The sequence below is a fragment of the Pedobacter suwonensis genome (assembly GCF_044762335.1).
Lineage (GTDB): Bacteria > Bacteroidota > Bacteroidia > Sphingobacteriales > Sphingobacteriaceae > Pedobacter.
This window is the reverse complement of sequence record NZ_JBIWEB010000006.1, coordinates 233,966-257,978: the sequence shown is the minus strand read 5'-3', so window position 1 is coordinate 257,978 and position 24,013 is coordinate 233,966. Positions and strand designations below refer to the sequence as shown.

Below are 24,013 nucleotides of genomic sequence, written 5' to 3'. Positions count from 1 at the left end.
CGGTACTGGAAATTAGTTTGCCATTTTTTGTTAATTTTTTAAATTATTTTTCAATATCCGAAATCCAGTTCTCGGTATCAGAAATTTTAACAGGTACTGCGGAAGCAACGATTTTCAGCACCCCACCTGCATTGATATCTTCCTGGGTGATAAAGTTCTTTTTGTAGGGCTTTCCGTTGAGGAAAACAGCTTTAATATATTTATTTTTTGAATTGAAATTTTCGGTTTCGATGGTAAAGGTTTTTCCTTTCGGCAGGCTATAGCTTAATAATGGAAATAAAGGCACATTTAAATAATAAATCGGCCAGCCTACGCAGGCAGGAGAAAAACCGCTCGCAGCAAATACATACCAGGCACTCATCGCTCCGGCATCGTCGTCCATGGTACGCAGGTAGGCTTGTGGCTGATTGCTGTAGATTTTACCGATGTAACTGCCAATTCCACGACTGTTATCATTAAAGTAGTTCTGAATAACAGTATCTGCCGCCAGTTGGTGCATCCAATATTGAGACTTGTAACCTGATTTGGTTACATTATACATCAACGGAACCTGTAAATCCGGTTCGTTGGCATGGTTGTATAAATCGCGGGCAAAAAATTCGTCAAGTTTTGCCAGATAGGATTCCTCTCCTCCATCAAGTTCAATCAATCCTTTAAAATCATATGGCACAAACCACCGATATTGCCAGATGGTACCCTGATATAAACCACGGGCCTGCATCCGGTCTACATCATTTTTGGTCATATCCTTAAAATCCTTTTTCCAATATTTTTTGTATTCAAGCGCCTTGTTCAGATAAAAATCTGATTTTTCTTTATTCTTTAAAATTTTGAAGATTTCTGCAAGCGCCCAGTTATCATAACTTGACTCTAAAGCTTTATCCGGCGATTTATAATCGAGTCCATTTGCCTCTTTCACTAACGAATCAGCAATTTTACTAAAATCTACCGGATAACCTTTACGGTAAGCATCAAGTAAAACCACAATGGCATGTTCAGAACGCACCGTATTTGATGGCTCATATTGTCCGGCATAATCTTTTTTACCCGAATTATAGAGGTCAGCAATAGAATTCACCATACCGGTATACCTATCCTCCTCAATTAACGATAGCAAGGGTAATTGGGTGCGGTAATTATCCCAAATGGCCCAACCGTTATAACGGATTTCTTTATCTCGCTGAATTTCACCTTTTGTATTACGATAGGTCCCATCAGCCTCTGATATGACATAAGGCGACTGCATGGTACGGTACAAAAGCGAGTAGAATAGTTTTGCACTTTCCAGATCGCCATTTACCGAGATTTTAGAAAGATGGGTATTCCAATCGTTACTGCTTTGTTCTTTTACCATATCAAATGGATTTTTATTAATCGCATTTTTTGCAGCTTCAACGCTTACAGCAGATAGTGCAATATCAATTCCTACCGAAGTGACCGCTTCTTTGAGCAAGGCAATCATTTTATGATCTCCGCTTACTTTCCATGATACATCATCTCCAATTTCCATATAATAAAATAGCTTGTATTTACCTACGCCACAGGTTGTTTTCGAGGTAATCCATCCACTTATGGCATTGCCGTTTACTTCATGCGACTCGGCTACAAAAGCACCATTAAAGGCATAACCCAAATCGAGATAAAAACCTTTTGCTCCTTTCGGAAATTGGTAAGCATGCTTCCCCGCTTTGCCGAGTACCGTAAAACTAGCTTTAATTTTATTTTCAAAACCAACTTCATAGTAACCCGGATTAGCTTTTTCCGAAACTTTAATCAGTTCAGATGCTGCCGGATCAGTGCCTAAAAACGGTTTGATAAAAATATTACCACCCGAACCCTGACAGCCCACGCCCTCGAAACGGTTATGCGTAAAACCTTCAAACTTCTTCGCCAGGTGTTCGTATCCCGTATGTGTTTTAGGATAAGTTTGAGGGCCTATGCTCAACATACTGAAAGGCGCTGATGCAGCTGGCGACATCTGCCCGTGATCGGCAGAAGAGCCTAGAAAAACATTCACCTGGTCAACAGGTTTAGCAGTTTTAACGGAAAAATTTTGTGTTTTTTGTTGCGCTAAAACGTTTAATGAAAGAAGCGGCAATAAGGCCAATAATTTAACGGGAAACTTCATTATAGGGGTGCTGGTTTGTAATTCGGCCTAAAATAACATTTTAACATGAAGTAGGTATTATGTGTTAGGTTCTTTACAAAGAGCGTAGAAAAGCTTTAACAATAGGTGTTTTGGAGCGCAAGGACTGTACAAGATCAGAAATGCCTTCCCGTTTTACGCTTTTACGCTTCGCTGACTCGCTATGACAGCATTCCATTTTTTAGCTTGCAATATGCACAAACCTTTGTTCGTAAACCCGATAGAAATGTAAAGCCCGGAGCGCAGCGAGGACTTGAAATGAATAGCGGGACTATCAGCCGCCAAGAACCACAATCCATTCGTTTCCTAAAACCATTTTCGATATTGGCTTATTGAAATAGATTTGAAATCTACTTGCTTAGACCTGATCTGGACAGATTTTGCTTCGCAGAGCCTTCGGGTTCGCGACTGCGTTACACTCCGCCCTAAATGACGATTGTTCGACAAGACACACAAAAAAAGCCGTTCCAATATTAAATTAGAACGGCTTTCAAGAATTTAATCTAATTATTTAATGGTTACCGGAACAGAAATTTTATCCCATTCTAAGGCAAAACCGCTTTTGGTAATTTTATAAACCAAACGTTCTTGTGTTGCTTTTAATGCTTTGGTTTTAACATCAACACGCAGAGCATCTTTAGCTTCTTCATATTTGTAAGCGCCCCACTGTTTTGGTTCCTTATTGAAAATAGCTGTCCAGGTTCCGCTTTCTCTAGGGATTAAAAAAAAGCTGTATTTTCCTGCTGCTAAAGCTTTACCTTCTACCATGATATCTTTATCGGTTTCAAAAGTAGTAGCTTCGTTTGCACCTGCACGCCATACTTTATCAAAGGCTTCTAAACCGCCCCAGATTTTACGTCCTTTTACCGCCGGACTGCTGTAGTTAATGGTTATGGTTGCACCTTTAACTTTTCCTGTTGCGGTTGCTGCCGGACTCGGTTTAGGCTGCGCATCCTGTGCCATTGCACTTGCTGAAATGGTAATTGCCGTGAACAGTAACGCAATTGATTTAATCATCGTTTTCATAGTATTATATTTATCTGTTTTGTTGTTTTTATTTTACGAATTTATGGCTTTAGCACGATAAAACAATAACCTTGGAGAAATTGATATGGGAATGACTTAAGGGCGATATGAATACGGATGAGTTAACAACCTCATACAAAAAAAATCGGAGATACTTACCTATGCGCTAATCTGTAATGCCGGGCGGAACCAAACCGACAATTAAGCTTATTCGCTTACAACTACCTTCGGCCTGTAAAACAACAAGCCTATTAGTGAAAAAGCAATTACTGCGGCAGCACCAATTACGTTAAGCCACAAAAAGGAAACAATATCGAACTTGTATATAGCAACCACTACAATTTCAGACAGGATTGCTGCAATAAAGACCAGGGAACCTTTAATCTTTTTAAGATAAAATGCCACCAGGAAAATGCCTAAAATAGGTCCATAAAAAAGTGAACCCAATACATTAACGGCTTCGATTAGCGAACCCATTTGGGTAGCAAACATGGCAACAGCTATTGAAAAAATGCCCCAGCCTAAAGTATGCAAACGGCTGTATTTCAATTCGGTTTGGTCGTCTACTTCTTTTTTGCTAAAAATAAGATGTACATCTTTTAGAGAACAGGCCGCCAACGAGTTTAACGCTGCAGAAATAGAACCCCAGCTGGCTAAAAATATGACAGCGAAAAGCAGACCGATCATCCCGACCGGAAGGGTATTTTTTACAAAGTACAGAAAAATATAGTTGGTATCGGTTTTCTCTGCATTATCATTCGATTTGTTAATGGCATCTTCCACCCTGCCATGCAATTCCTTTACCTGTTTTTGGGTCGATTTAAATTGCGCTATCGAAGCATTTAGTGTGGGTAACTGTCTTTTCTTTTCTTCAAGGATATTTTTTGACTGTTGGTTAAATTGCTGTGCTAATGCAAGGTGTTCTTTTTCAAAAGTTGCAGCCTGCTGAGGCTGCGTTTCCTTTAAATGCTGATAAGACCGTTCGTTGAAGTAAATCGGAGCCGGTTTTAAAGAGAAAAAAGCAAATAGTAACGAGCCGATGAGGAGAATGGCAAACTGCATCGGGATTTTGACCAATCCGTTTAGCAGTAATCCCATTTTGGCATTGGTATTATCTTTTGCGGTAATGTATCTTCCTACCTGGCTCTGATCGGTACCAAAGTAAGAAAGCGCCAGAAAAAATCCGCCAATTAAACCGCTCCAGATATTATATTTATCCTTCCAATCGAAATCGGTGGTAATCACATTCAGTTTACCCGATTTTCCAGCCAGGTAAAGCGCGTCTTTAAATCCGATTCCGTTGGGCATATTTTGTACCAGCAGGTATGCAGCAAAGGCCATGGTACCGAGAATAATTAAGAATTGTAATTTTTGCGTATGCGCAATTGCTTTTGCACCACCAACGTAAGTGTAAATCAATAAAATACCACCGGTAAGGAAATTGGTTAAATAAATATTCCAGTTTAAAACACTGGAAAGGATAATACTCGGCGCATAAATACTAATACCCGTTGATAATCCCCTCGAAAACAGGAACAGCAATGAGGTTAATACCCTTGTTTTTTTATCAAAACGGTTTTCTAAATATTCGTAAGCTGTATATACATTTAACCGCTGGAAAATGGGAATGAAGGTAATGCAGATCACGATCATAGCCAAAGGCAGACCGAAATAATACTGAACAAAACGCATACCGTCGGTATAGGCCTGCCCCGGCGCTGACAAAAAAGTAATGGCGCTGGCCTGCGTGGCCATAATACCAAGCAACACAATGTACCAGGGCATTTTATTATCGGCCTTTAAATAGGAGGCATTGCTTTTCTGCCCACGACCAATAAAAACGCCATAAGCTACCACGGCAAGCAAAGTAAATATCAATACAGCCCAATCAATATCACTCATGCCCAGAATTTAGTAAACAAATAATAAAACACAAGCTGAAATACCAGTGCAAGCGCTAAAAGGATGTACCAGGTATTCCAGTTTTTAAATTGGTTTTTCATTACTTCCCAGCCGATAAAAAGTTAAAGAACAACCTGGCTGCGCCAACATTTCCGGCAGGCAATTGTCTAAAAAATGCCAGCGGTGTATAAATGAAATTCCCTTTACCGTATTTAGCATATAGGGTTGATCCCTGAAGTGGCTCCTCACCGGTATCATGCATTTCGAAAAGCGGTTCATATTTAGCATCCCATTGATCAGGGAAGTAAGCGCCCCTTTCTTGCACCCAGCCTTTAAAATCTTCAGCAGTGATTTTATTTGGATAGTTCAGCAATTTATGCTCTGGTTTTAAAAATTTTACTTCCGCATTTTCTTCAGTTACCCTTTTTCCACTGATGCTAAACGGATAAATTCCGAAATCCTGCAATGCCATATCTTGTGTAGTATTATATTGCATGACAATGGTTCCGCCGTTTTCTACATAACTGCGTAAAGCAGTTTGCCAGTTTTTAATTCTCTTTTCTGTATTGATTACCCTTACGCCGGTTACCACGGCGTCATAACTTGCCAGTTTGACCGGATTTAGGATATCTGCTTCTGTCAGTACATCAACCTGTAAACCCGCCTGTCTTAAAAACTCGGGAATGAGGTCTCCTGCCCCTTCAATATAGCCAATCTTTTTCGCCAATACTTTGATGTCTCCCTTAACTAACCAGGTAGTAGCCGGAACGAAATACTGAAGGGTTGGTAAATGCGGGTATTGGATCAATACCTGCCCTTTTGAATATTCATTTGTTTCTGATGAAAAAACTGCTTCTAATTTATTCTGGCTGGTTTTAATTTTAGCTAAATCTTCAACAGGGATAACAAAATTCATCGTGCTCAGCGTATTCTCGCCCAGGTTAATCCCCTGGAAGGTTTTTATAACCTGGTTACCAATTTTAAAAGTAATTCTCCCGTAATTGATATTCTTGTTGGCCCTTAAGCGAAGGCCGACATTTAAAGCTTCTTTTTCTTTTGCAAAATAAACAGGTTCGCTAAAACTTAAGTCTAATGCAGGGACAATTCTCAGTGCTTCTACGACATCACCTTTTACCGGATCTAGTTTTTTATAGGATAGCGGCAAGCTGACCGCAAATTTTTCAGATTCTATTTTCAGTGATAGCAATACATTAATGGGCGACTGCATTTCCGGAAGCCCGATCAATGTATCATTTACCACGCTAAATGTTGCCGCATTTTTTGCAGGCTTAGCCAGCCAATAAGGTTCAGTAGGTGCAGCATCTGCCGGAATCTGGATTTTACGTTCTATGGTAATCAGCGAATCGTTTGCCAGCGTTCTGTTTAACTGATCTGTTTGGTTTAACCAGTTTACACTTTCTACCTTTACTGGTGTAGCCGATCTCGAGATTAGGTTTAAACGGAAATTATAGCTACTGCCCGCAACTGCTTCAGGCTGATTGGTGACCAACTCTCCCATAAAACCAGCACTGCTTAAAATAATGTTATCAATAGCCGCCAGTTTATCTTTTCTTAATGCTACATCCTGCAATTCTGCCATTTTTCTTCTTAGCATCAGCAAACCATGCAAGCTTTTATCAGGCTGGTTGTAATTAAAAGATAATAGGACAATGTCAATCAGTTCATCAATATCGCCGATGCCCTTATCAGACCAGTTCATATTTAAGCCATCAAAAAGCGTTCTTTTGGCAGGATCGCCCAAAACATTGACAAAATATTCAGAACGTATACCAGCCACAGACTGTGTTCCGGCTCCCTGGCTTTTATGCAAACTTCTGCTTAATCCAGCCAACTCTCCATACCCCATTCCCAATTGAGCATCATATTGTCCAACGGATACCTTTAATTGATTTTCAGCTGTTGTATTAACTGCACCAAACCTGAAGGTATTCCATAACAATCTTTTGGGCTGCCAAACAGCAACGTATTTCAGCTGTTCAGGAAACATATTTTTATCGGCGGCCGCCTTAAATGCTTTTTCGGCAACAACTGCAGAAGCAGCATGTTGTCCATGACCCGCGGCGGCAGTTGGCGGGAAACGGCAGATAATCACATCAGGCCTGAATTTTCTGATTACCCAAACCACATCGGCCGTAATGCTATCGGCATCCCACTGTTTAAAAGTATCTGTAGTATTTTTAGAGAAACCGAAATCAATTGCCCTGGTAAAAAACTGTTGTGCGCCATCTAATCTACGCGCTTCCAAAAGTTCGTGTGTTCTGATCAAGCCCAAAGCTGCCCCTTGTTCGGTACCCAAAAGGTTCTGCCCGCCGTCTCCCCTGGTGAGCGATAAATAAGCTGTTTCTACATTCTGATCGTTAATCAACCAAGACAGCAAACCCGTATTTTCATCATCAGGATGGGCGGCCAGATACAAAACCTTTGGCAGATGTTTTAGGGTTTTGAGTTCTCTATAAATCTCGGATGATTTTGCCGGGCGAACCTGTTGCGCCGCACAGCACATTACCGTTAAGCATAGGGTAAATATGGCAGTTAATCTTTTGAACATATTATTTGTTTTGCGAAATTCAAATATGCTCAAAATGCTTTTATTTTAGTGCCTCCGAAACGAAAAAGGTACAAAAATGCGTTTCTCCGTATTACAGTCTTTTAGAAACAGATTCGAGCAGATGGATATAGAGTGTTATCCCTTCTTCAATTTCTTCAATCAGCACAAACTCATCTGCTGTATGCGATCTGGCTGATTCTCCCGGTCCCATTTTTACGGAAGGCATCGTAAGCCAACCCTGATCGGAACTGGTTGGAGAAATGTAGGTTTTCCTGCCAAGCGCCTGTCCGGCCACTACCAGCGGGTGTAATACGTCGATGTTGGAAGGATGGAGCACGTTAGGGCGTACGTTAAAACTGCTTATGGTATGGTTGATGATGATATTCAAGATCTCGCGCGGGGTATAATTGTGATCGAAACGGATATCGACCGTAAAATGGCATTCTCCGGGTATAATATTATGTTGTAAACCGGCATTTATTTCTGTAACAGTCATTTTTACCGGCGCAGGTAAATGGTCTTCAATCGGAAATTGATAATTTGAAAACCAATCGATATCCTTAATGGCTTTATAAATGGCATTATCGCCTTCTTCGCGTGCGGCGTGGCCCGATCTGCCTCTGGCCACACAATCAATTACCATCGAACCTTTTTCGGCAATGGCCATTTGCATACCTGTTGGCTCGCCAACGATGGCAAAAGAAATGGGCTTAAGCTCATTCAATATACTTCTGATGCCATTTAAACCCGAGTTTTCTTCTTCACCGGTTGCCGCCAAACATAAATTGAAAGCAAGATCAGTCGATTCGTAAAAATAAATAAAGGTAGAAATAAGTGATACCAGCGAAGCACCTGCATCATTACTGCCCAAGCCATGTATTTTTTCATCATCAACAACGGCATGAAAAGGATCTAATGTATATTGCTCATTTGGTTTTACAGTATCGTGGTGCGAATTGAGCAGGATAGTTGGTTTTGTGTGGTCGAAATACTTATTGTAACACCATACATTATTGTTTTTGCGAATGGTGTTAATGCCATGTTTAGTCAGGTGTTTCTCTATTTCATTGGCAGTACCCTGCTCTGAACCACTAAAAGATGGTATGGAAATTAAAGCAGCCAAAAGTGTTATGGCTTCATTGTATAATTGATTTAAATCAGGGTGGCTGATGATTAGTTGTTTTTCTACAGTATTCATAGCAATGTATTAAATGCTTTTAAGGTTTAGATCTTTTTTCAATTTAAGGGTATATTCTGCGCTGGCGATAATTTGATCGATATGTGCCGGACTGAATAACATGGCCGTACATAAGCAGTTACTTTTATTTTTGCTTTCGAGGATGGCATAGTTAATACAGCTTTTGCAACCTTCCCAAAAGTCAGCATCCTGTGTAATTTGCGCAAAGGTTACGGGCTCGAACCCTAATTGACTATTCATTTTCATAATGGGTGCACCAGAGGTAATGCTGAATATTTTAGCTTCGGGATACAAGCGACGAGATAGACTGAAAATCCGGTTTTTAATACTTTTGGCAACACCAGAATTTCTAAATTTAGGCGCAACAATTAATCCTGAATTGGAAATAAAAGTATTTTTCTGCCAGCTTTCTAAATAAGAAAAGCCAACCCATTCGCCAGCAGCAGTTACGGCAATAACGGCTTTTCCGGCATTTATTTTTTCGACAACAGAAGCAGGTGTTCTTTTTGCAATCCCAGAACCCCTTAACAATGCGGAGCTTGCGGTTTCTGCTACAATTTCAGCTGCATATTTTGCATCTGCGCTGGTTGCTATCCGGACAAAAATTAGTGAATTGTTCATTTTAATAAAATTTCATATCTGCCAGTCATCAAAAGCGATACCCATAGCGCGAAACAAAACATAAAACACTGTAAATCAGCGCTAAAATTTAATAAAATAAATAAAATTGTGGTAAGCGGAAACCATATCCTACCATTTTGAAAGACTTTTTACCATATTGAAAAGTTATTCTTATCCCCTGCTTAACGGTCTAAGTTTCGAGCTAAGCCGGAAAGACCGATTTATTACAATCCTTAACTATTCGGTATATTTATTGTTAATATTGCAGTATAATTTTAACCTATGAATGGGATGGTCCTCATCATTGATGATGAAAAGAAAATCTGCAGTTTACTTTCCAGGATTATAGAACTGGAAGGCTTTAAAACCTTGCAGGCCAATACCGGAAAAGAAGGACTCAAACTTTTAAAAAGCAATGAGGTAAGTATTGTCATCAGCGATGTAAAACTTCCTGATGTAAATGGTGTTGCACTGGTTAAAGATATTAAAGCGATAAAATCCTACGTAGAAATTATCAACCTCACCGCGTACGGAACAATTGCTGATGGGGTTCTGGCCATTAAAAACGGGGCATTTGATTACCTTGTAAAAGGCGACGATAATGAGAAAATCATCCCGCTTTTATACAAAGCGATGGATAAGTCTAACCTGCAGCGCAGGGTTTCTGATCTTGAAAACAAAATCGCAAAGAAACATAGCTTTGAAACGATCATCGGGCAATCTAAAACATTAAAGGATGCCACTGAACTGGCTAAAAAAGTAAGCAAAACCGATACTACCGTTTTGTTGCTTGGTGAAACGGGGACTGGAAAAGAGGTTTTTGCACAGTCCATCCACTATGAAAGCCCTAGGGCAACAAAACCGTTTGTGGCCTTAAATTGTAGCGGATTTAGTCCGGATCTACTGGAAAGTGAGTTATTCGGATATAAAGCGGGAGCCTTTACGGGTGCAAATAAAGACAAAAAGGGCTTATTGGAAGAAGCCAACGGCGGCACTTTATTGCTGGATGAAATTGGAGAAATGAACCTGGATTTGCAAGCTAAGCTATTACGCGTACTCGAAAGCCAGACCTTTATCAAAGTAGGCGATACCCAAACGCAACAGGTAAACGTCCGGATTTTAGCCGCCACCAATAAAGATTTAAAAGCCGATGCCTTATCAGGAAAATTCCGGTCTGACCTGTATTATCGTCTTTCCGTTTTTACCATTACCTTGCCTCCGCTCCGAGAGCGTAAAGCCGATATCCCTGCATTGGCGACTTACTATCTGAAAGAATTTGCAGATAAAGTAAATCGAACAGCACCCAAAATGGATGATAAAATTTTATCCATATTAAGCGGTCATAGCTGGAAAGGAAATATCCGTGAGTTAAAAAACATCATTGAGCGTTTGGTTATTTTATCAGATGGTGAGGTATTAAGCGCTACTGCCCTACCACCCGAATTCTTTGAATTTACCCCGTTAGAAAATGATTATAACCTGCAACAGATAGAAAAACAGCACATTCAAAAGGTGCTAATCCATACCAAAGGGAACAAAACGGAAACTTCGAGGTTATTGGGAATCGGTTTAACCACACTCTACAGAAAAATAGAAGAGTATCAGATTAAGGAGTTTTGAAGGCAGGAAGGTTGTAAATTTTTCTCGTGCTGTCAGAGTTACCATTTGACGGGAATTACGAAGCTTTAGTTAGCGAGTTGAAAGGTTTAAAAGTTGGAAGGTTAAAAATCCATCCGCTAAAATTCAATTAGAAGCGTTTTTAAGTTAGCACAAGCATCGAAATTTGGAAAGTTGAAAGATTTGGGCGCGAACGGTGGTGCCCATTATCAATCTTCCATCATCCATTTTACACCAGCTTAAGCGCCAAACCTGATCCACTTATCACCTTCATGTCCGAAGATAAATGAACCGGGATGCAGCATTTCAGCAATATCTTCGATCAGGGAGACAGCATTTTCGGCGGTCCGTTCTCGTTCTACGTCATCATTTAATAGAATAATACGGTTGTTTTTTACCGCAGGCCAGTTCGCATCCAATACAGATGGTACTTCTCGCATTAAATCATTTAGCATTTTGCCAGGCTGATAATAAATGATGAAAACAGCACTTAAAATATCAGCTTCCAACATTCCGCCTGCCAAAGCAATCTCTTCTGAAAGCAGATAGACGGCAGAATTACTGGCATCGATACAGGCTACAGGCACCTTATCCATAAATTTAATCTTATGTTCTACCAGATCTAAACGCTCCTGCAATTCTTCCTGTTTAGCTTCATCGAGGCCAATAAATAAATCGTTTAAAAAAGACATCTGCATTAAATTTATTAATTTGTGCAAAAATAACATTCCTGATCGCATGAGACGCTCATTTAAATATATATTTTGGTTTTTTTATGTAATTATCTGCATTTCATGTAAGGAAAATACCGATCATAGCGATAAAAAAGTATTCAATATCAATCTCGATCAGGGTTTAACTTCGATTGACCCGGCTTTTGCGCGAAACCAGAACGCCATCTGGATGACCAACCAGATTTTTAATGGTTTGGTACAGATTGATTCATCCCTGCAAACCCTGCCCTGCATAGCCAAAAGCTGGGCGGTTTCGGAAGATGCACTTACCTACACTTTTAATCTGCGTAGCGATGTTTACTTTCATGACGACGCCATTTTTAAGAATGGAAAAGGCCGAAAAGTAGTTGCAAGCGATTTTGTATATAGCTTTTATCGGTTGATCGATCCAAAAGTGGCTTCATCAGGCGGGTGGATTTTTAGTGATAAGGTAAAGGACAAGGGCAATTTTATTGCACTGAACGATTCTACTTTCCAAATTAAACTGGTACGCCCTTTTCCGCCCTTTATGAGCTTACTTACTACCCAATATTGTTCTGTTGTTCCCAAAGAAGTAGTAGAACATTATGGCAAAGACTTCAGGAGCCATCCGGTGGGTACCGGCCCATTTAAATTTAAATACTGGAAAGAGGGCGAGATACTGGTGCTGTTAAAAAACGAACATTATTTTGAAAAAGATGTGAAAGGAATATCATTACCCTACCTTGACGCCATCAAAGCCAGTTTCATTACCGATAAACAAAGTGGTTTTATGAGTTTCCTGAAAAAGGACCTGGATTTTTACTATAATGTAGATGGCAGTTACCGCGATGATATCCTGACCAAAAGCGGAAAAATGACCTCAAAATATAAAGGGAAATTTAAGCTAACCAAAAGCCCTTACCTATGCACCGAATATGTTGGTATTTTGGTTGACACTAATCTTTCGATTGTAAAGAAATCGCCATTGCGTTTTAAAAAAGTCAGACAGGCCATTAATTATGCCATAGACCGTGACCGATTAATTAAGTACCTGAGAAATGGCATCGGTGTTTCAGCCACATCTGGTTTTATCCCAAAAGGCATGCCCGGTTTCGATAGCCTGGCCGTCCGTGGATATGCCTACAACCCAAAACTTGCGGCCAAACTGCTGTTGGAAGCGGGTTTTCCTGGAGGGAAAGGGATGGAAGAAGTTACCTTAAATACGACTACAACCTATAAAGATCTGATTGAGTTTATTCAGGGCCAGCTTACCGTCGTCGGGATTAAAGTTAAAATAGATGTTAGCCCCAGCGCCAGCCTCAGGGATCTGATGTCTAAAAACAGCGTCAATTTTTTCCGTGGCTCCTGGCTGGCCGATTACGGCGATGGCGAGAATTTCCTTTCCATGTTCTACTCTAAAAACAAAGTGCCTTACGGACCAAATTATACCGCTTTTTACAACAAGGAATTTGATCAGCTTTTTGAGAAAAGCTATTATGAAAGCGATAATGAAAAACGTTTTGAGCTGTACCGAAAAATGGACCAGATGGTAATGGATTACGCTCCGGTTGTCCCTTTATTCTACGATCAATCAGTGGTGATGCTACAGAACAATATCAGCGGCTATTCTTTTAATCCGCTAAGCCTGATGATTTTAAAAAGGGTAAGGAAAATTTGAAAAAGCAAATGTATTTCTTAAAATTAGCTGTAAACATTCATTTATTTTATTGGAGTATAAACAGCTTTATTGTTAATAGCAATAATTATCTTTAATTTTGAGTATGGATGCATTAATAGTTTACCCGGAAAACAAGGAACAGCTTACTGCTTTGAAAGCAGTAATAAAAGCGATGAAAATCACTTTTGAACAAAAAAGTGAGGTAATCCCTCAGGCGGTAAAAGAGGGTATTAAAGAGTCTTTGCTACAAGCCGATTCAGGTGATCTAACTCCATATACTGGCATCAGGGAAATGATCGGCAAATAATGGCTTTAAGTATTTTTTATACAAAAAGAGCAAAAGAAACAATTACCTTAGTTTATCTTTCCATACAACAGAAGTTTGGAGATCGTGTTGCTAATAAGTTCATCAAAAAAACGGAAAAAACGATAAAATTAATTTCAGAACAACCATATATGTTTAAAGAATCCTCATTCGAAATAAATGTTAGGATTGCTCTGATTACAAAACAAACTTCAATCTTTTATCGCGTTACCAATGATTCTATACATATATTATTTTTTTGGAACAATCTGCAAGAGCCGCTAAGTATTTAAGCGAAAATTAAATAAAAAAGCTTCCCATTTTTGATCCTATCTTGCAGACACATCGTTATGTGTGCCCAACCTTATTTTGCTGCTCTGTTTTGAACCTGTGAATAAAACACAAAAGTCTACTTTTTACCCATCAACTTCCTTTTAAGGAAATCAGCCGTTGCTTCGCTTACTTTCAAACCATTTGAAAATTTCATCCAGTGGTGGGTATCATCCGGAATGGCCAAAAACTCAAAATCATTTTTTTTATCTTCAAAACGTTTAACGAGATCGACACTTTGGTTAAAAGCAACATTGCGGTCGTCGTCAGCGTGGATAATCAATGTGGGCGAAGTCCAGGTACTTACATAGCTTACTGGTGATGATTGTTCGGCTACTTTTGCTGCAAGTGCCGCATCCGGAGCTGGTTTTCTTCCTTCCTGATCTGAAGTAGTAAACCGGTTATTTACACCATGGATATCTACACCTGCTGCGAACAGTTTAGAATCTTTGCCAAGGGCGAGCGCGGTGAGGTATCCGCCGTAAGAACCACCATAAATCCCGATTTTATCTTTGTTGATACCAGGCTGTGCAGCCAGCCATTCGCCGGCGGCTTTAATATCCTGATATTCTGACGCACCTTGTGCGCCTGCTTTCAAGGGTTTATGGAAATCATAACCATAGCCGATTCCTAAACGGTAGTTTACAGACAGCACAGTAAAACCGATACTAACCAAATACTGATTTAACGCATAATCTATCGAATAGTAATCCATCGGATTCCAGCCTAAAAACATCTGCCTTTGGGGTCCGCCGTGTACATAAATAATCGCCGGTTGATTTTTACCCGCTTTTTTTGGCGAAAACAACTGGCCATAAACACTACTACCATCTGCAGCTTTAAAACTCACATGTTTAGGAGTTACCATATCTTTCAGTGGAAAATCATTTGGAATGAGGGATTCTCCAATGAGTTCCAGCGCTTTTCCCGTAGTAATCAATGCAGGTAATAGTGGTCTTTCAGCAGTTGAACTCAGACAAAAAACAGTTTGATTGTTGGCTGCAATAACAGGATAGGCTTCTATTCCTTTGCCTATAGTTAAGGCCTGCATATTGGCCTGATTAACTGAAACTTTATAAATATGCCTCCTGTCCATGTCATCTGCATCTTCGCCCTTATTGGCGGCAAAAACCAATGTTTTCTTATCGGCACTCAATTTAATGTTCTCTACAGCGAAATTACCGGGCGTGAGCAATAAGCGTTTTGATCCGTCTGGATTGATGGCATACAGATGTGGCCAACCGTCCTCATAAGAGGTAAAAACAATTTTACCGTCGGCCCATAACAGGTTCGTGCCACCATCAATTGAAGGGAAAGAACCACGTAAAGTTTCGGGAGCTTTCCAAATCATTTTTCCTGTACCTGTACTTACGTTTACCGTCCATATGGCCCAGGGCTGATGTTTCTTGGTTAAAATGGAGTCGGTTTCCCCACCAACACCGGGCGTTCTGATAAAGGCAAGATTTTTTCCATCCGGCGACCATACCGGCGTATTATCTTTAGCAAATGAAGGCAATAGCCATTTAACAGGTGTTTGCTGATCAGTATAAATCCCTAAAAAGGAGTGATCGCTCCGGTTTGAAATAAAAGCTATTTTTTTTCCGTCGGGCGACCATTTATAGGCTCCGTTTATTCCTTTGGCGTAAAACAAGTTTTTAGCCGCTGATGTCCCATCAATAGGACTGATCATAACCTGACCGTTTTTGGCAAAAATAACCTGGTCGCTATTGGGCGAAATTACCGGATTGTCGCCTTCGCCTAAAGTAACTATATTACCTCCCTCAAAAGGGGCACTAAATACCTGTATTTTAGGTGCAACTGGCGATGAGTTTGCATTAACCGGCCCGCCATCTCTCCCTCCATGATCTCCGCCACGTACAAATACAATCCATTTACCATCAGCAGAAACAGATAAGCTGGTTAATTCCTGCCCGTCATCTTCGGCATAATCGGTAATTTTTACAGCTTTATAATCTGGTGCCTCTGCTACGTAAATATTCCTTTTTCCTTGTTCGTTTGCGGCCCAAGCAATTTTAGCATCAACTGGCGAGGCCACTAACTGAGTAGGAAAAGGATAAGATAAAACAGATTTTAAGCTAAAAGACTGCGCGAAAATAGGAGAGGTCGAGAGTAGAACCAGTAGGGAAAATATTGCTTTTTTCATTTATCAGGTTAAATTGGTACTGAACGCATAACCGTGAGCGAATAGTACTTGGCGAATAGCGCTAGGCAAATGTTGCCGGGATACAAAATAGATAGCGTTTGGCGAAAGCTAGATAAACGCTTCCCGCCAAACGCCTAATGCTTACTGATCCCACCAAAGTTTGGTTGTTCTTGGAACATCGGCAGGCACATTTGCTCCATTTTTACTTCTTTCGCCTTGCGTATAATCTAACCGGCGGATGAATGTAGGAAGCGCAGCATTAGCAGGCATACCAAAATCTTTGTACTGATAATCGAAACGGCGGGCATCATTCCATGCTTCCGGATTCAGATAAGTAGCAATGTACTTTTCTTTAAAAATGAGGTCTTTGGTTAAGGCAACCGCACCAACACTCACTAAAGGGTTTGCCAGATAAGCATCACGATTTGCTGCAGTAACCTGAAACTTATCCATATTGGCACTTATACCTGCGAGATATGCTGCATAAGCTTTCGTTTTATCGGTATTGAAATAAGCTTCAGCCTCTATAAATTTCAATTCAGCAAAGGTAACGATGAATATTGGCGAAGTATCGCTGGTCCATGGGGAGTTTCTCGAAATATAACATTCATCTTTCGTCGTATTAGCCCCGGGCAACCTGTTACCTGCACCGTTTATCGTTCCTATATAAATGTTATTGATGGTTTTATCGGTAATCTTTTCTATACGGGGATCAAAAACGCTAAATGTCTTACCATTTAATGCATCAATTAATTGTTCAGAAAGCCAGCCTCCTAATGATTGTTGTGAATTGGATAATGCTACATTTGCCCATGGATTACGCTCTTTAAAGGTAGCCATAGTGGCATCATCTGTATTAGCTGTAAAAGAACTGCCCAATGCGGTCAATACTGCTGTAGGGTTATAGGCACTGGTTTTGCTAATCTTATTTAATAACCTGGCCTTTAAAGCATAAGCCATTTTTAACCAGCTTGCCCTTTCAGTTGTACTTTTTCCATAAATTAAATCGCTGGTTGGCGCCAGTTTAACAGTTGCATCTGTTTTAGCAAGTTCCATAATGGCTTCATCTAAAATTTTAATAGCCTGGTTATAAACATCCTGCTGTTTATCGTATTTCGGTGTAAGGTTATTGATATTAAAGGCTTCTGAAAATGGCGCATCTCCCCAAAGATCGTTCACCAGCGTAAGGTTATAGGCAATAAGTACATTAGCTACGCCTTTATATTCGCTTGAGTTTTGAGCAACGGCCAGCTTTTTCATTTCATTGGCATCGGCCATCGCAAAATAAAGGGCATCCCAGGTAGCGGTAAAATCAATGGCCTGATAAGTATCGCCAGCACCATTCGCAGCAGGATTGGCTGTATACTGTACATAAGGAGCGATAATGTTTCCAATAAGGTAATTGTTATTTGCTGCCTTATAAGTTGATGTGGCCAGTAAAGTACTTAAAGTAGCTACGGGAACCTGGTTCGGGTTGTCGGACAGTGAATCAAAGTAACTTTTTTTGCAGCTTTGCAGACTTAGTGTTGCAATCAAAGCTGAGCACAATGTATATTTTATAATTTTTTGCATCGTATTTCTATTTAAAAACCAACATTAAGCGTGAACATAATTGTACGGGCAGATGGATAGGTAAAACCAGCAGAACCATCGTTATTACTGCCAGCATCATAAGAGCTGGATTCAGGATCAACGCCGTAATATTTCGTCCACAGCCATAAATTATTTCCGGTAACTGATAGCGAAGCATTTTTGATCGTTTTTGCAGGCAACCAGTTTGCTGGTAAGCTATAGGTTAAACTGGCAGAGCGCAAACGTACCCAGGAGGCATCGCTTACAAAAGGTTCAGAAACGTTACGGTAGTAAATGCGGTAATATCCTTCGCCATAATCAACGCCGTCAGGCCCTATCCTTTGGCCCATGTATACCGGTTTTGTATTCGGCTGACCGTTGGTCAGGACACCATCAAATACTTTTATTGTTCTTCTGTCAGCAGTATAATCAGGTAATCCGAAAGCCGAATAAAAATCTTCCAGCCAGTTGTATTTTTCAAATCCCAAACGTGCATCAAACAATACATTTAAACTAAAATCTTTGTACCTGAAGGTATTGCCCATACCGATAATATATTTCGGTTGCGAGTTACCCAACAGTTTCTGCTTTCCTCCTGAAATGCTAGGGAAACCATTTGCACCGATCAGCAATGGAAGGCTTTTATCAAGCACAACCGGATCTTCTGGTGTATTTCCATAATAGCGGTTAAAATAACTACCGTAAATATTACCATAAGGCTGTCCTTTAATCAACTTCATGGTTACCCCGGCATTGCCATACCCCCTTGCGGCACCGTATACAATTTCTGATATTCCGTTAGGCATGCTCAGTACCATATTCCTATTTGCAGAAAAATTAACATTTACATCCCATCTGAAATCTTTTGATACAATGGGTTTACCATTTAATACCAGCTCCACTCCTCTGTTCCTGATATCGCCTGCATTGATCGATTTGGTTACATAACCGACGGCAGACGACACCTGTGTTTGGATAATCTGATCCTTGCTTAATGAATAATAGTATGTTAAATCAAAACCTAAACGGCTTTTAAAGAACGACATTTCCAAACCCGCTTCATAAGTATTGGTAAACTCTGGACGAAGCTCGGAATTACCAAGATTTGGAGCAATTGTTAAACCTCCGGTACCGGTTGGCAAAGAAGTATAAGGTGTATAGCCTGTAAAGGTAGAATATTCTGATGCATCCTTACCGATCCTGGCATAAGATAAGCGCAATTTGGCCTGACTAATGGCAGATGGTAATTTAAACTGATCGGAAAATACATAACTTAAACTGGCAGAAGGATAAAAAAAGGACCTGCTTGCCTTAGGAAGCGTTGAGGTAATATCATTTCTTCCAGTAATGGTTAGAAAAAGGTAATTTCTATAATCGAAAGTGGCCTCCCCAAAATAACCTACCAATCTTTTTTGTTTTAGTGTTTGCGTAGGGGTTAACACACCAGCATTCGCTAAATTAAAGAAATTATATACCCCAAGTATACTGCCCAAAGTACCCACATCTTTCGACTTACGGTCGTAAAGTTCTTGTCCAAGTCTTAACGTTCCGGTGATATCGTCAGTTAGTTTTGTATTAAAAGTGGCAACAAAAGTGCTGTTGATGGTTCTGAATTTGGTGTTATACTCTCCATAAAAGCCCTGCGCATTATCATACATGGCTTCAGTGGCATACATTGGACCACGTGCGGTGCGAACACGGTTATCGCCATAGGTATCCACCCCTAAACGGTAAGAAAAATTAAGCCATTTGGCAGGATCGTAACTCAAACTTGCTCCACCAATAAAACGGTTAACATCACCTTTAAACCTATTATTTGCAGTACCCCAAATCGGGTTATTGGTTCCGAAATATTTTTGTGATCCATCCGGATTCTGATAATCGGCAACATCATAGCGTGGCGACCAGTAAGCAAGGCTTTCGCCAAATCGATCTGCACTATAGGTATAACCACCCGAATTGGTAAAATTCATGTTTACTGATGCCTTAAATTTCGGACTGATGGTAAAGTCGGTATTCAATCTTCCAGAGAAATTTTTGTTATCGGTATTCGGCATCATCCCCTTTTGATAAAGCTGCGAAATGGAAGAGAAAAATTTTATAGCATCGCTTCCACCGGTAACCGATAAGGAATTTTTTACCTGCTGACCGGTAACAAATGCGCGGTCGTAGTTATTGAATAATTGATCGGGATGTGTTGGATCGATTAATTTTGCCTCGGCAATAGTTGGTCCCCAGCCTGGTCCGATACCACCCGGTGGATTGGTATAAACCCCCAGAACGCCCTGGGTATATTCTGTTTGAACATCTGGCGACTTTAAAACCTCATCAAGGCCATAACTGCTATTAAAGTTTATACTAACACCATTTTGTTTCCCCCTTTTCGTGGTAATAACTACAACGCCGTTTGCTCCCCTTAGGCCATAAAGTGCGGTAGCGGCGCCTCCTTTTAAAATATTAATGGTCTCAATATCTTCAGGATTAATATCTGATGCCCTGTTTGTTACTCCTCTAGAACCAAATGCTGTCCCATCAGGATTTGCACCAATAGTAGAGGTTGAGTTATCAATCTGTACCCCATCAATTACATATAAAGGATCGCCCGAAATGTTCGGATCAATGGAGTTTACTCCTCTTATTCGGATACTTGCCCCCTGGCCCGGACCACCACCTGTACTCGAAATGGTTGCTCCTGCTACTTTACCCTGCAATGCATTAAGCAGATTGGGTTGGTGATTATAGTTTAAATCAGTACTGCCTACAGTTTGTGCCGCATAACCTAAAGATTTTGCCTGCCGGGTGATACCTAAAGCAGTAGAAATGGTTACTTCCTGTAATTCTTGCGCATCAGAAGCCAGCACTGCATTAACCGTGGTTTTACTGCCAACGGTAATTTCCTGGGTTTTATACCCGATTAAACTAATTACGAGTACCGAGCTTGGCGAAGGTGCCTGAATGGTAAAAGCACCATTACTATCAGTTGAGGTACCTGTTGCAGTTCCCTTAATTTTTATACTTACTCCGGGTAACGGACCTCCGTCATCAGATGAAGTGATTTTGCCTGTTATGGTTTTTACCTGGGCCAAAGTAGGTAATCCAGTAAGTAAGATGCAGATAAAAACAAGCGAGGTAAAGAGTTTTTTCATATGTGGATTATTTAGGATAGTGATTGCTAGTTAATTGCAATATAGGTTTTTAACCAAATAAAAATGCATTAAAACAGACGGCAATACCTAATTTAAAGTATTTTTTACATTACAAATTGGCGTAACTCGCACAAACAAGCAGAATATGTATTCAAAAACAGTAAAAACTCACTTAGAAATGATAAATAACTTAAGAAACACCCAAATAGAATCTTAAAAACCAAGAATACGGCAATATAGACATAATTTGAGCAATCACTCGGCTAAACTGGTGAAAATCCAGGGCGTATTCATGCGGCGTAGGATATTAATTTATCTACGCATCGCTATTGAAATAAAGCATCAGTTATTACACCGCCTGATTAACCTTAAATCATTTACACTATATGCCAATAGCCCTGTCTGAAAGCTCGTAGCTTCCATTTAAAGAAAAAAGTCTTTCCGAATTAACGGAAAGACTTAGTATATATTTAAATTGGGTTTTTATTGCTGAACACCACCACCCATCGCACCACCTTGTTGCTGGTCTTGCTTGATATCGTCATTTTTAATCTTTTTCTTCTCTGTATATTTAAGCTTGCCGAAAGAGTAACTAAAATTAACGCCAAAAGAACGTAATGGATAATAGATATTCTGACTTTGAAAAACAGTTTCATTAGCCGTAACAGAATTATTTACAGTTTGGATGTGAAGATCTTTTGTAAAAGGATTTAATGTATTAACACCGATTGAACCTTTTTTATTTAAGACATCTTTTTTGAATGATGCGCCATAAAAAACCATCGCATCGGTTTTGCCTTGATATGTTCTTCTTGGCGAATTTACTACACCAAACAATTCAAAATTGTAACCTTTACCAAAGCCATAAGCTGAACGGATAAACAAATTATAGTTTACAAAAGTACCGGTATTAAAATTAATTAGCTTGTTATTCACTTCGTAAGTATTTAATCCAAAATTACTCATTAAAGTCCATTTAGGCTTAGGATTGTATGAGCCAAAAACATTGAAACCATAAGTTTGGCCAGTACCAACATTGATATAAGTGGTTAACGGTACATTGGCCGCAGTTGTAGTCAGCGAGCTTTCAATTATCCCACCTGTACGGCGATAGAATACGGACGCATTAATTACTGATCCTTTTATAAAAGTACTGTAACCCAGTTCCAAGTTATCGCTTAGTTCAGGATCCAAATACGGATTCCCCTGCTGTAAGCTAATTGGGTTACTGTCGTTAAGGAAAGGATTCAAATAATTCTGACCGGGCCTTTGTAAACGACGATTATAACTTAATTTCAACGTGGCGTTGCCTTTTAAGGTTTGAGAAATAATGGCACTTGGGAATAAATTTAAATAATCGTTTTTCTGGATTCCATTTGCTTTCGTATTAAAACTAATCGCAGTATACTCCGTTCTTAAACCACCTTTAAACTTTAATTTCTTGGTTAAGTTGAAGTTGATTACTCCATAGGCTGCAGCAACGTCCTGATTGTAATCAAAATCTTGAGAAGAAAAATCGAATTGACTTTTAATCTCACGGAAAATCCCTTTTGCTCCTAGTTCTAAAGTAGTCGATTTAGAAAATGGGTAAGTATAATCTGTTTGAACGGTATACTCATTATTTTTACTGGTATTATTTCGCTCAGTAGTTTTCCCTGTTGAAGCACCCTCAGGAATAAACGTATTACTAAATCTTTGAGGGGTACGACCAGTGGATAATTGCGCAGATATAGAAAACTCTTCTCCTTCTTTTTTGGAAGTTTTTTTATAATCGACATTCCAATCCATATTACTGAATGTCATATCCATATCGCTAATATTTTTTTGACGGATACCATTAGAAATAAAATCTGATTCGCCTGGTCCGCCATTCGAAAAACGGTTAAATTTTATATTAGAGCTAATGTTATTATATGCATTGAAGTCGTAATCTACACCTAAGCTACCATTCAAACCATCCCTGCTCCATTTGGAGTATCCATCTTGTGATGTGTTGATGGCGTTTCCATTATTTAGCTGCGTATTATTAACAATTACAACCCTTGAATTCTGGGCATATGCAAAATTACCTCCCAGGGCTGTATTAACACTTAAACGGCCTGTCTTAGCCGTCAAATTGAAAGCACCGTTGTTTTGTCGTGTGCCAGCAGACGCATTTACAGAACCACTTACACCTTGTGCATTGGATTTTTTGGTGATAATATTGATAATACCACCAGAACCTTCAGCATCGTATTTTGCTGAGGGGCTGGTAATGACTTCTACACTTTTAATCTGTTCTGCCGGGATCATCTTTAACGCATCAGCCACGCTACTGGCCATCGTACCAGAAGGTTTACCGTTAATTAACACACGTACCGCACCACCACGCAGCTGAACATTTCCATTCATATCTACAGATAACATGGGTACCTTACGCATTACATCTGTTGCATCACCACCAGCATTTGTTCCGTCAGCCTCTGCATTATAAACCATTCTGTCGATTTTATTTTCTATAACCGCCTTTGTACCCTGCACCTGCACATCTGCCAAAGTGTTCTCTGATCCGGAAATATAAATTGTACCTACGTTATTATCAGGTTTGGAAGGCGTGGTGGTAACCATAACAGATTTTGTTTTATAGCCCATAAAACCAATCATCAATTTGTAGGAATCAGGAGAAACGTTCTGTAAGCTTAGTTTTCCTTTTTCGTCGGTTACGCCTCCATTTACAGATTTATTGTCTTTCACCTTAATCAAAGAAACCGTTGCGTAATCAATTGGTTTTTTAGTTAACGAATCAAGAATAGTAGCGGTAATCCGTCCGGTAACGGTAGATTTTTTGGTTCCTCCACCGAGCCCGCCAGTAGGAAACTGCGCATGTGCGCTAAAGAATATGCCAAGAATAAAGGTTAATAGTAAAAGTTTTTTCATTTCAAGAGTTTGTCTTTAGTAGTTAGTCTGCGCAAATTGCATTTTGTTACAATGTTACGCCATACTTTTTATACAAACCCTATTAATTAACCGGCGAAGCCCTTACTTTTACCGGTAAAAGAATATGGA

At 39.8% G+C, this 24,013-nt stretch carries 15 protein-coding genes; 4 read left to right on the top strand and 11 right to left on the bottom strand.

Features of this window, described 5'->3' with window-relative positions; translation table 11 throughout:
* Nucleotides 1-43: 43 nt before the first annotated feature.
* From ACIQXP_RS12145 to ACIQXP_RS12120, 6 genes are all read right to left on the bottom strand, one after another.
* Entirely contained in the window at nt 44-2,128 is a 2,085-nt protein-coding gene (locus tag ACIQXP_RS12145; protein WP_387503942.1) for a glycoside hydrolase domain-containing protein, read from the bottom strand.
* A gap of 525 nt (nt 2,129-2,653) precedes the next feature.
* Nucleotides 2,654-3,172, bottom strand: a complete 519-nt coding sequence (locus ACIQXP_RS12140) for a DUF2911 domain-containing protein (protein ID WP_387503941.1) — start codon at nt 3,170-3,172, stop codon at nt 2,654-2,656.
* Nucleotides 3,173-3,379: 207 nt separating this feature from the next.
* A complete protein-coding gene (locus ACIQXP_RS12135) occupies nt 3,380-5,074 on the bottom strand; it encodes a sodium:solute symporter family protein (protein ID WP_387503939.1) in 1,695 nt (564 codons plus the stop codon).
* Nucleotides 5,075-5,174: 100 nt separating this feature from the next.
* Nucleotides 5,175-7,643 carry a PIG-L family deacetylase gene (locus ACIQXP_RS12130; RefSeq protein WP_387503938.1) on the bottom strand — a complete coding sequence of 823 codons (2,469 nt, stop codon included), beginning with the start codon at nt 7,641-7,643 and terminating at the stop codon, nt 5,175-5,177.
* 91 nt (nt 7,644-7,734) lie between these two features.
* Nucleotides 7,735-8,841: a M20/M25/M40 family metallo-hydrolase gene (locus tag ACIQXP_RS12125; RefSeq protein ID WP_387503937.1), complete on the bottom strand. Its 1,107-nt coding sequence runs from the start codon at nt 8,839-8,841 to the stop codon at nt 7,735-7,737.
* A 9-nt stretch (nt 8,842-8,850) separates the two neighbouring features.
* The gene (locus ACIQXP_RS12120) at nt 8,851-9,462 is read right to left on the bottom strand and encodes an N-acetyltransferase (RefSeq protein ID WP_387503936.1); all 612 of its coding nucleotides are present in this window, start codon (nt 9,460-9,462) and stop codon (nt 8,851-8,853) included.
* Between the two features lie 282 nt (nt 9,463-9,744).
* Here ACIQXP_RS12120 and ACIQXP_RS12115 point away from each other — a divergent pair, with 282 nt between their 5' ends.
* The gene (locus ACIQXP_RS12115; RefSeq protein WP_387503935.1) at nt 9,745-11,082 is read left to right on the top strand and encodes a sigma-54-dependent transcriptional regulator; all 1,338 of its coding nucleotides are present in this window, start codon (nt 9,745-9,747) and stop codon (nt 11,080-11,082) included.
* Between the two features lie 236 nt (nt 11,083-11,318).
* Here ACIQXP_RS12115 and ACIQXP_RS12110 read toward each other — a convergent pair whose 3' ends face one another.
* Nucleotides 11,319-11,771, bottom strand: coding sequence for a substrate-binding domain-containing protein (locus tag ACIQXP_RS12110; protein WP_387503934.1), 453 nt, complete (start codon nt 11,769-11,771; stop codon nt 11,319-11,321).
* A 46-nt stretch (nt 11,772-11,817) separates the two neighbouring features.
* Here ACIQXP_RS12110 and ACIQXP_RS12105 point away from each other — a divergent pair, with 46 nt between their 5' ends.
* From ACIQXP_RS12105 to ACIQXP_RS12095, 3 genes are all read left to right on the top strand, one after another.
* Nucleotides 11,818-13,452, top strand: a complete 1,635-nt coding sequence (locus ACIQXP_RS12105; RefSeq protein WP_387503933.1) for an ABC transporter substrate-binding protein — start codon at nt 11,818-11,820, stop codon at nt 13,450-13,452.
* 103 nt (nt 13,453-13,555) lie between these two features.
* Complete coding sequence (locus ACIQXP_RS12100) at nt 13,556-13,759, top strand: DUF2683 family protein (protein ID WP_293744500.1); 204 nt, start codon at nt 13,556-13,558, stop codon at nt 13,757-13,759.
* Entirely contained in the window at nt 13,759-14,049 is a 291-nt protein-coding gene (locus ACIQXP_RS12095) for a type II toxin-antitoxin system RelE/ParE family toxin (protein ID WP_293744501.1), read from the top strand. The genes ACIQXP_RS12100 and ACIQXP_RS12095 overlap by 1 nt, the downstream gene beginning before the upstream one ends.
* A 116-nt stretch (nt 14,050-14,165) precedes the next feature.
* On the opposite strand, the gene ACIQXP_RS12090 is transcribed toward ACIQXP_RS12095, so the two are convergent.
* The 4 genes from ACIQXP_RS12090 to ACIQXP_RS12075 form a co-directional block, all read right to left on the bottom strand.
* Nucleotides 14,166-16,250 (bottom strand): S9 family peptidase, encoded by a 2,085-nt coding sequence (locus ACIQXP_RS12090; RefSeq protein WP_387503932.1) that lies wholly within the window; start codon nt 16,248-16,250, stop codon nt 14,166-14,168.
* Between the two features lie 141 nt (nt 16,251-16,391).
* Nucleotides 16,392-17,822, bottom strand: a complete 1,431-nt coding sequence (locus ACIQXP_RS12085) for a SusD/RagB family nutrient-binding outer membrane lipoprotein (protein WP_293744503.1) — start codon at nt 17,820-17,822, stop codon at nt 16,392-16,394.
* An 11-nt stretch (nt 17,823-17,833) separates the two neighbouring features.
* The gene (locus ACIQXP_RS12080) at nt 17,834-20,968 is read right to left on the bottom strand and encodes a SusC/RagA family TonB-linked outer membrane protein (RefSeq protein WP_387503931.1); all 3,135 of its coding nucleotides are present in this window, start codon (nt 20,966-20,968) and stop codon (nt 17,834-17,836) included.
* A 483-nt stretch (nt 20,969-21,451) separates the two neighbouring features.
* A complete protein-coding gene (locus ACIQXP_RS12075) occupies nt 21,452-23,884 on the bottom strand; it encodes a TonB-dependent receptor domain-containing protein (protein WP_387503930.1) in 2,433 nt (810 codons plus the stop codon).
* Between the last annotated feature and the right edge of the window lie 129 nt (nt 23,885-24,013).

Excerpts from the sequence above, each read along its gene's own strand:
- ACIQXP_RS12145 (WP_387503942.1), bottom strand. The coding sequence starts at position 2,128 with ATGAAGTTTCCCGTTAAATTATTGGCCTTATTGCCGCTTCTTTCATTA.
- ACIQXP_RS12140 (WP_387503941.1), bottom strand. The coding sequence starts at position 3,172 with ATGAAAACGATGATTAAATCAATTGCGTTACTGTTCACGGCAATTACC.
- ACIQXP_RS12135 (WP_387503939.1), bottom strand. The coding sequence starts at position 5,074 with ATGAGTGATATTGATTGGGCTGTATTGATATTTACTTTGCTTGCCGTG.
- ACIQXP_RS12130 (WP_387503938.1), bottom strand. The coding sequence starts at position 7,643 with ATGTTCAAAAGATTAACTGCCATATTTACCCTATGCTTAACGGTAATG.
- ACIQXP_RS12125 (WP_387503937.1), bottom strand. The coding sequence starts at position 8,841 with ATGAATACTGTAGAAAAACAACTAATCATCAGCCACCCTGATTTAAAT.
- ACIQXP_RS12120 (WP_387503936.1), bottom strand. The coding sequence starts at position 9,462 with ATGAACAATTCACTAATTTTTGTCCGGATAGCAACCAGCGCAGATGCA.
- ACIQXP_RS12115 (WP_387503935.1), top strand. The coding sequence starts at position 9,745 with ATGAATGGGATGGTCCTCATCATTGATGATGAAAAGAAAATCTGCAGT.
- ACIQXP_RS12110 (WP_387503934.1), bottom strand. The coding sequence starts at position 11,771 with ATGTCTTTTTTAAACGATTTATTTATTGGCCTCGATGAAGCTAAACAG.
- ACIQXP_RS12105 (WP_387503933.1), top strand. The coding sequence starts at position 11,818 with ATGAGACGCTCATTTAAATATATATTTTGGTTTTTTTATGTAATTATC.
- ACIQXP_RS12100 (WP_293744500.1), top strand. The coding sequence starts at position 13,556 with ATGGATGCATTAATAGTTTACCCGGAAAACAAGGAACAGCTTACTGCT.
- ACIQXP_RS12095 (WP_293744501.1), top strand. The coding sequence starts at position 13,759 with ATGGCTTTAAGTATTTTTTATACAAAAAGAGCAAAAGAAACAATTACC.
- ACIQXP_RS12090 (WP_387503932.1), bottom strand. The coding sequence starts at position 16,250 with ATGAAAAAAGCAATATTTTCCCTACTGGTTCTACTCTCGACCTCTCCT.
- ACIQXP_RS12085 (WP_293744503.1), bottom strand. The coding sequence starts at position 17,822 with ATGCAAAAAATTATAAAATATACATTGTGCTCAGCTTTGATTGCAACA.
- ACIQXP_RS12080 (WP_387503931.1), bottom strand. The coding sequence starts at position 20,968 with ATGAAAAAACTCTTTACCTCGCTTGTTTTTATCTGCATCTTACTTACT.
- ACIQXP_RS12075 (WP_387503930.1), bottom strand. The coding sequence starts at position 23,884 with ATGAAAAAACTTTTACTATTAACCTTTATTCTTGGCATATTCTTTAGC.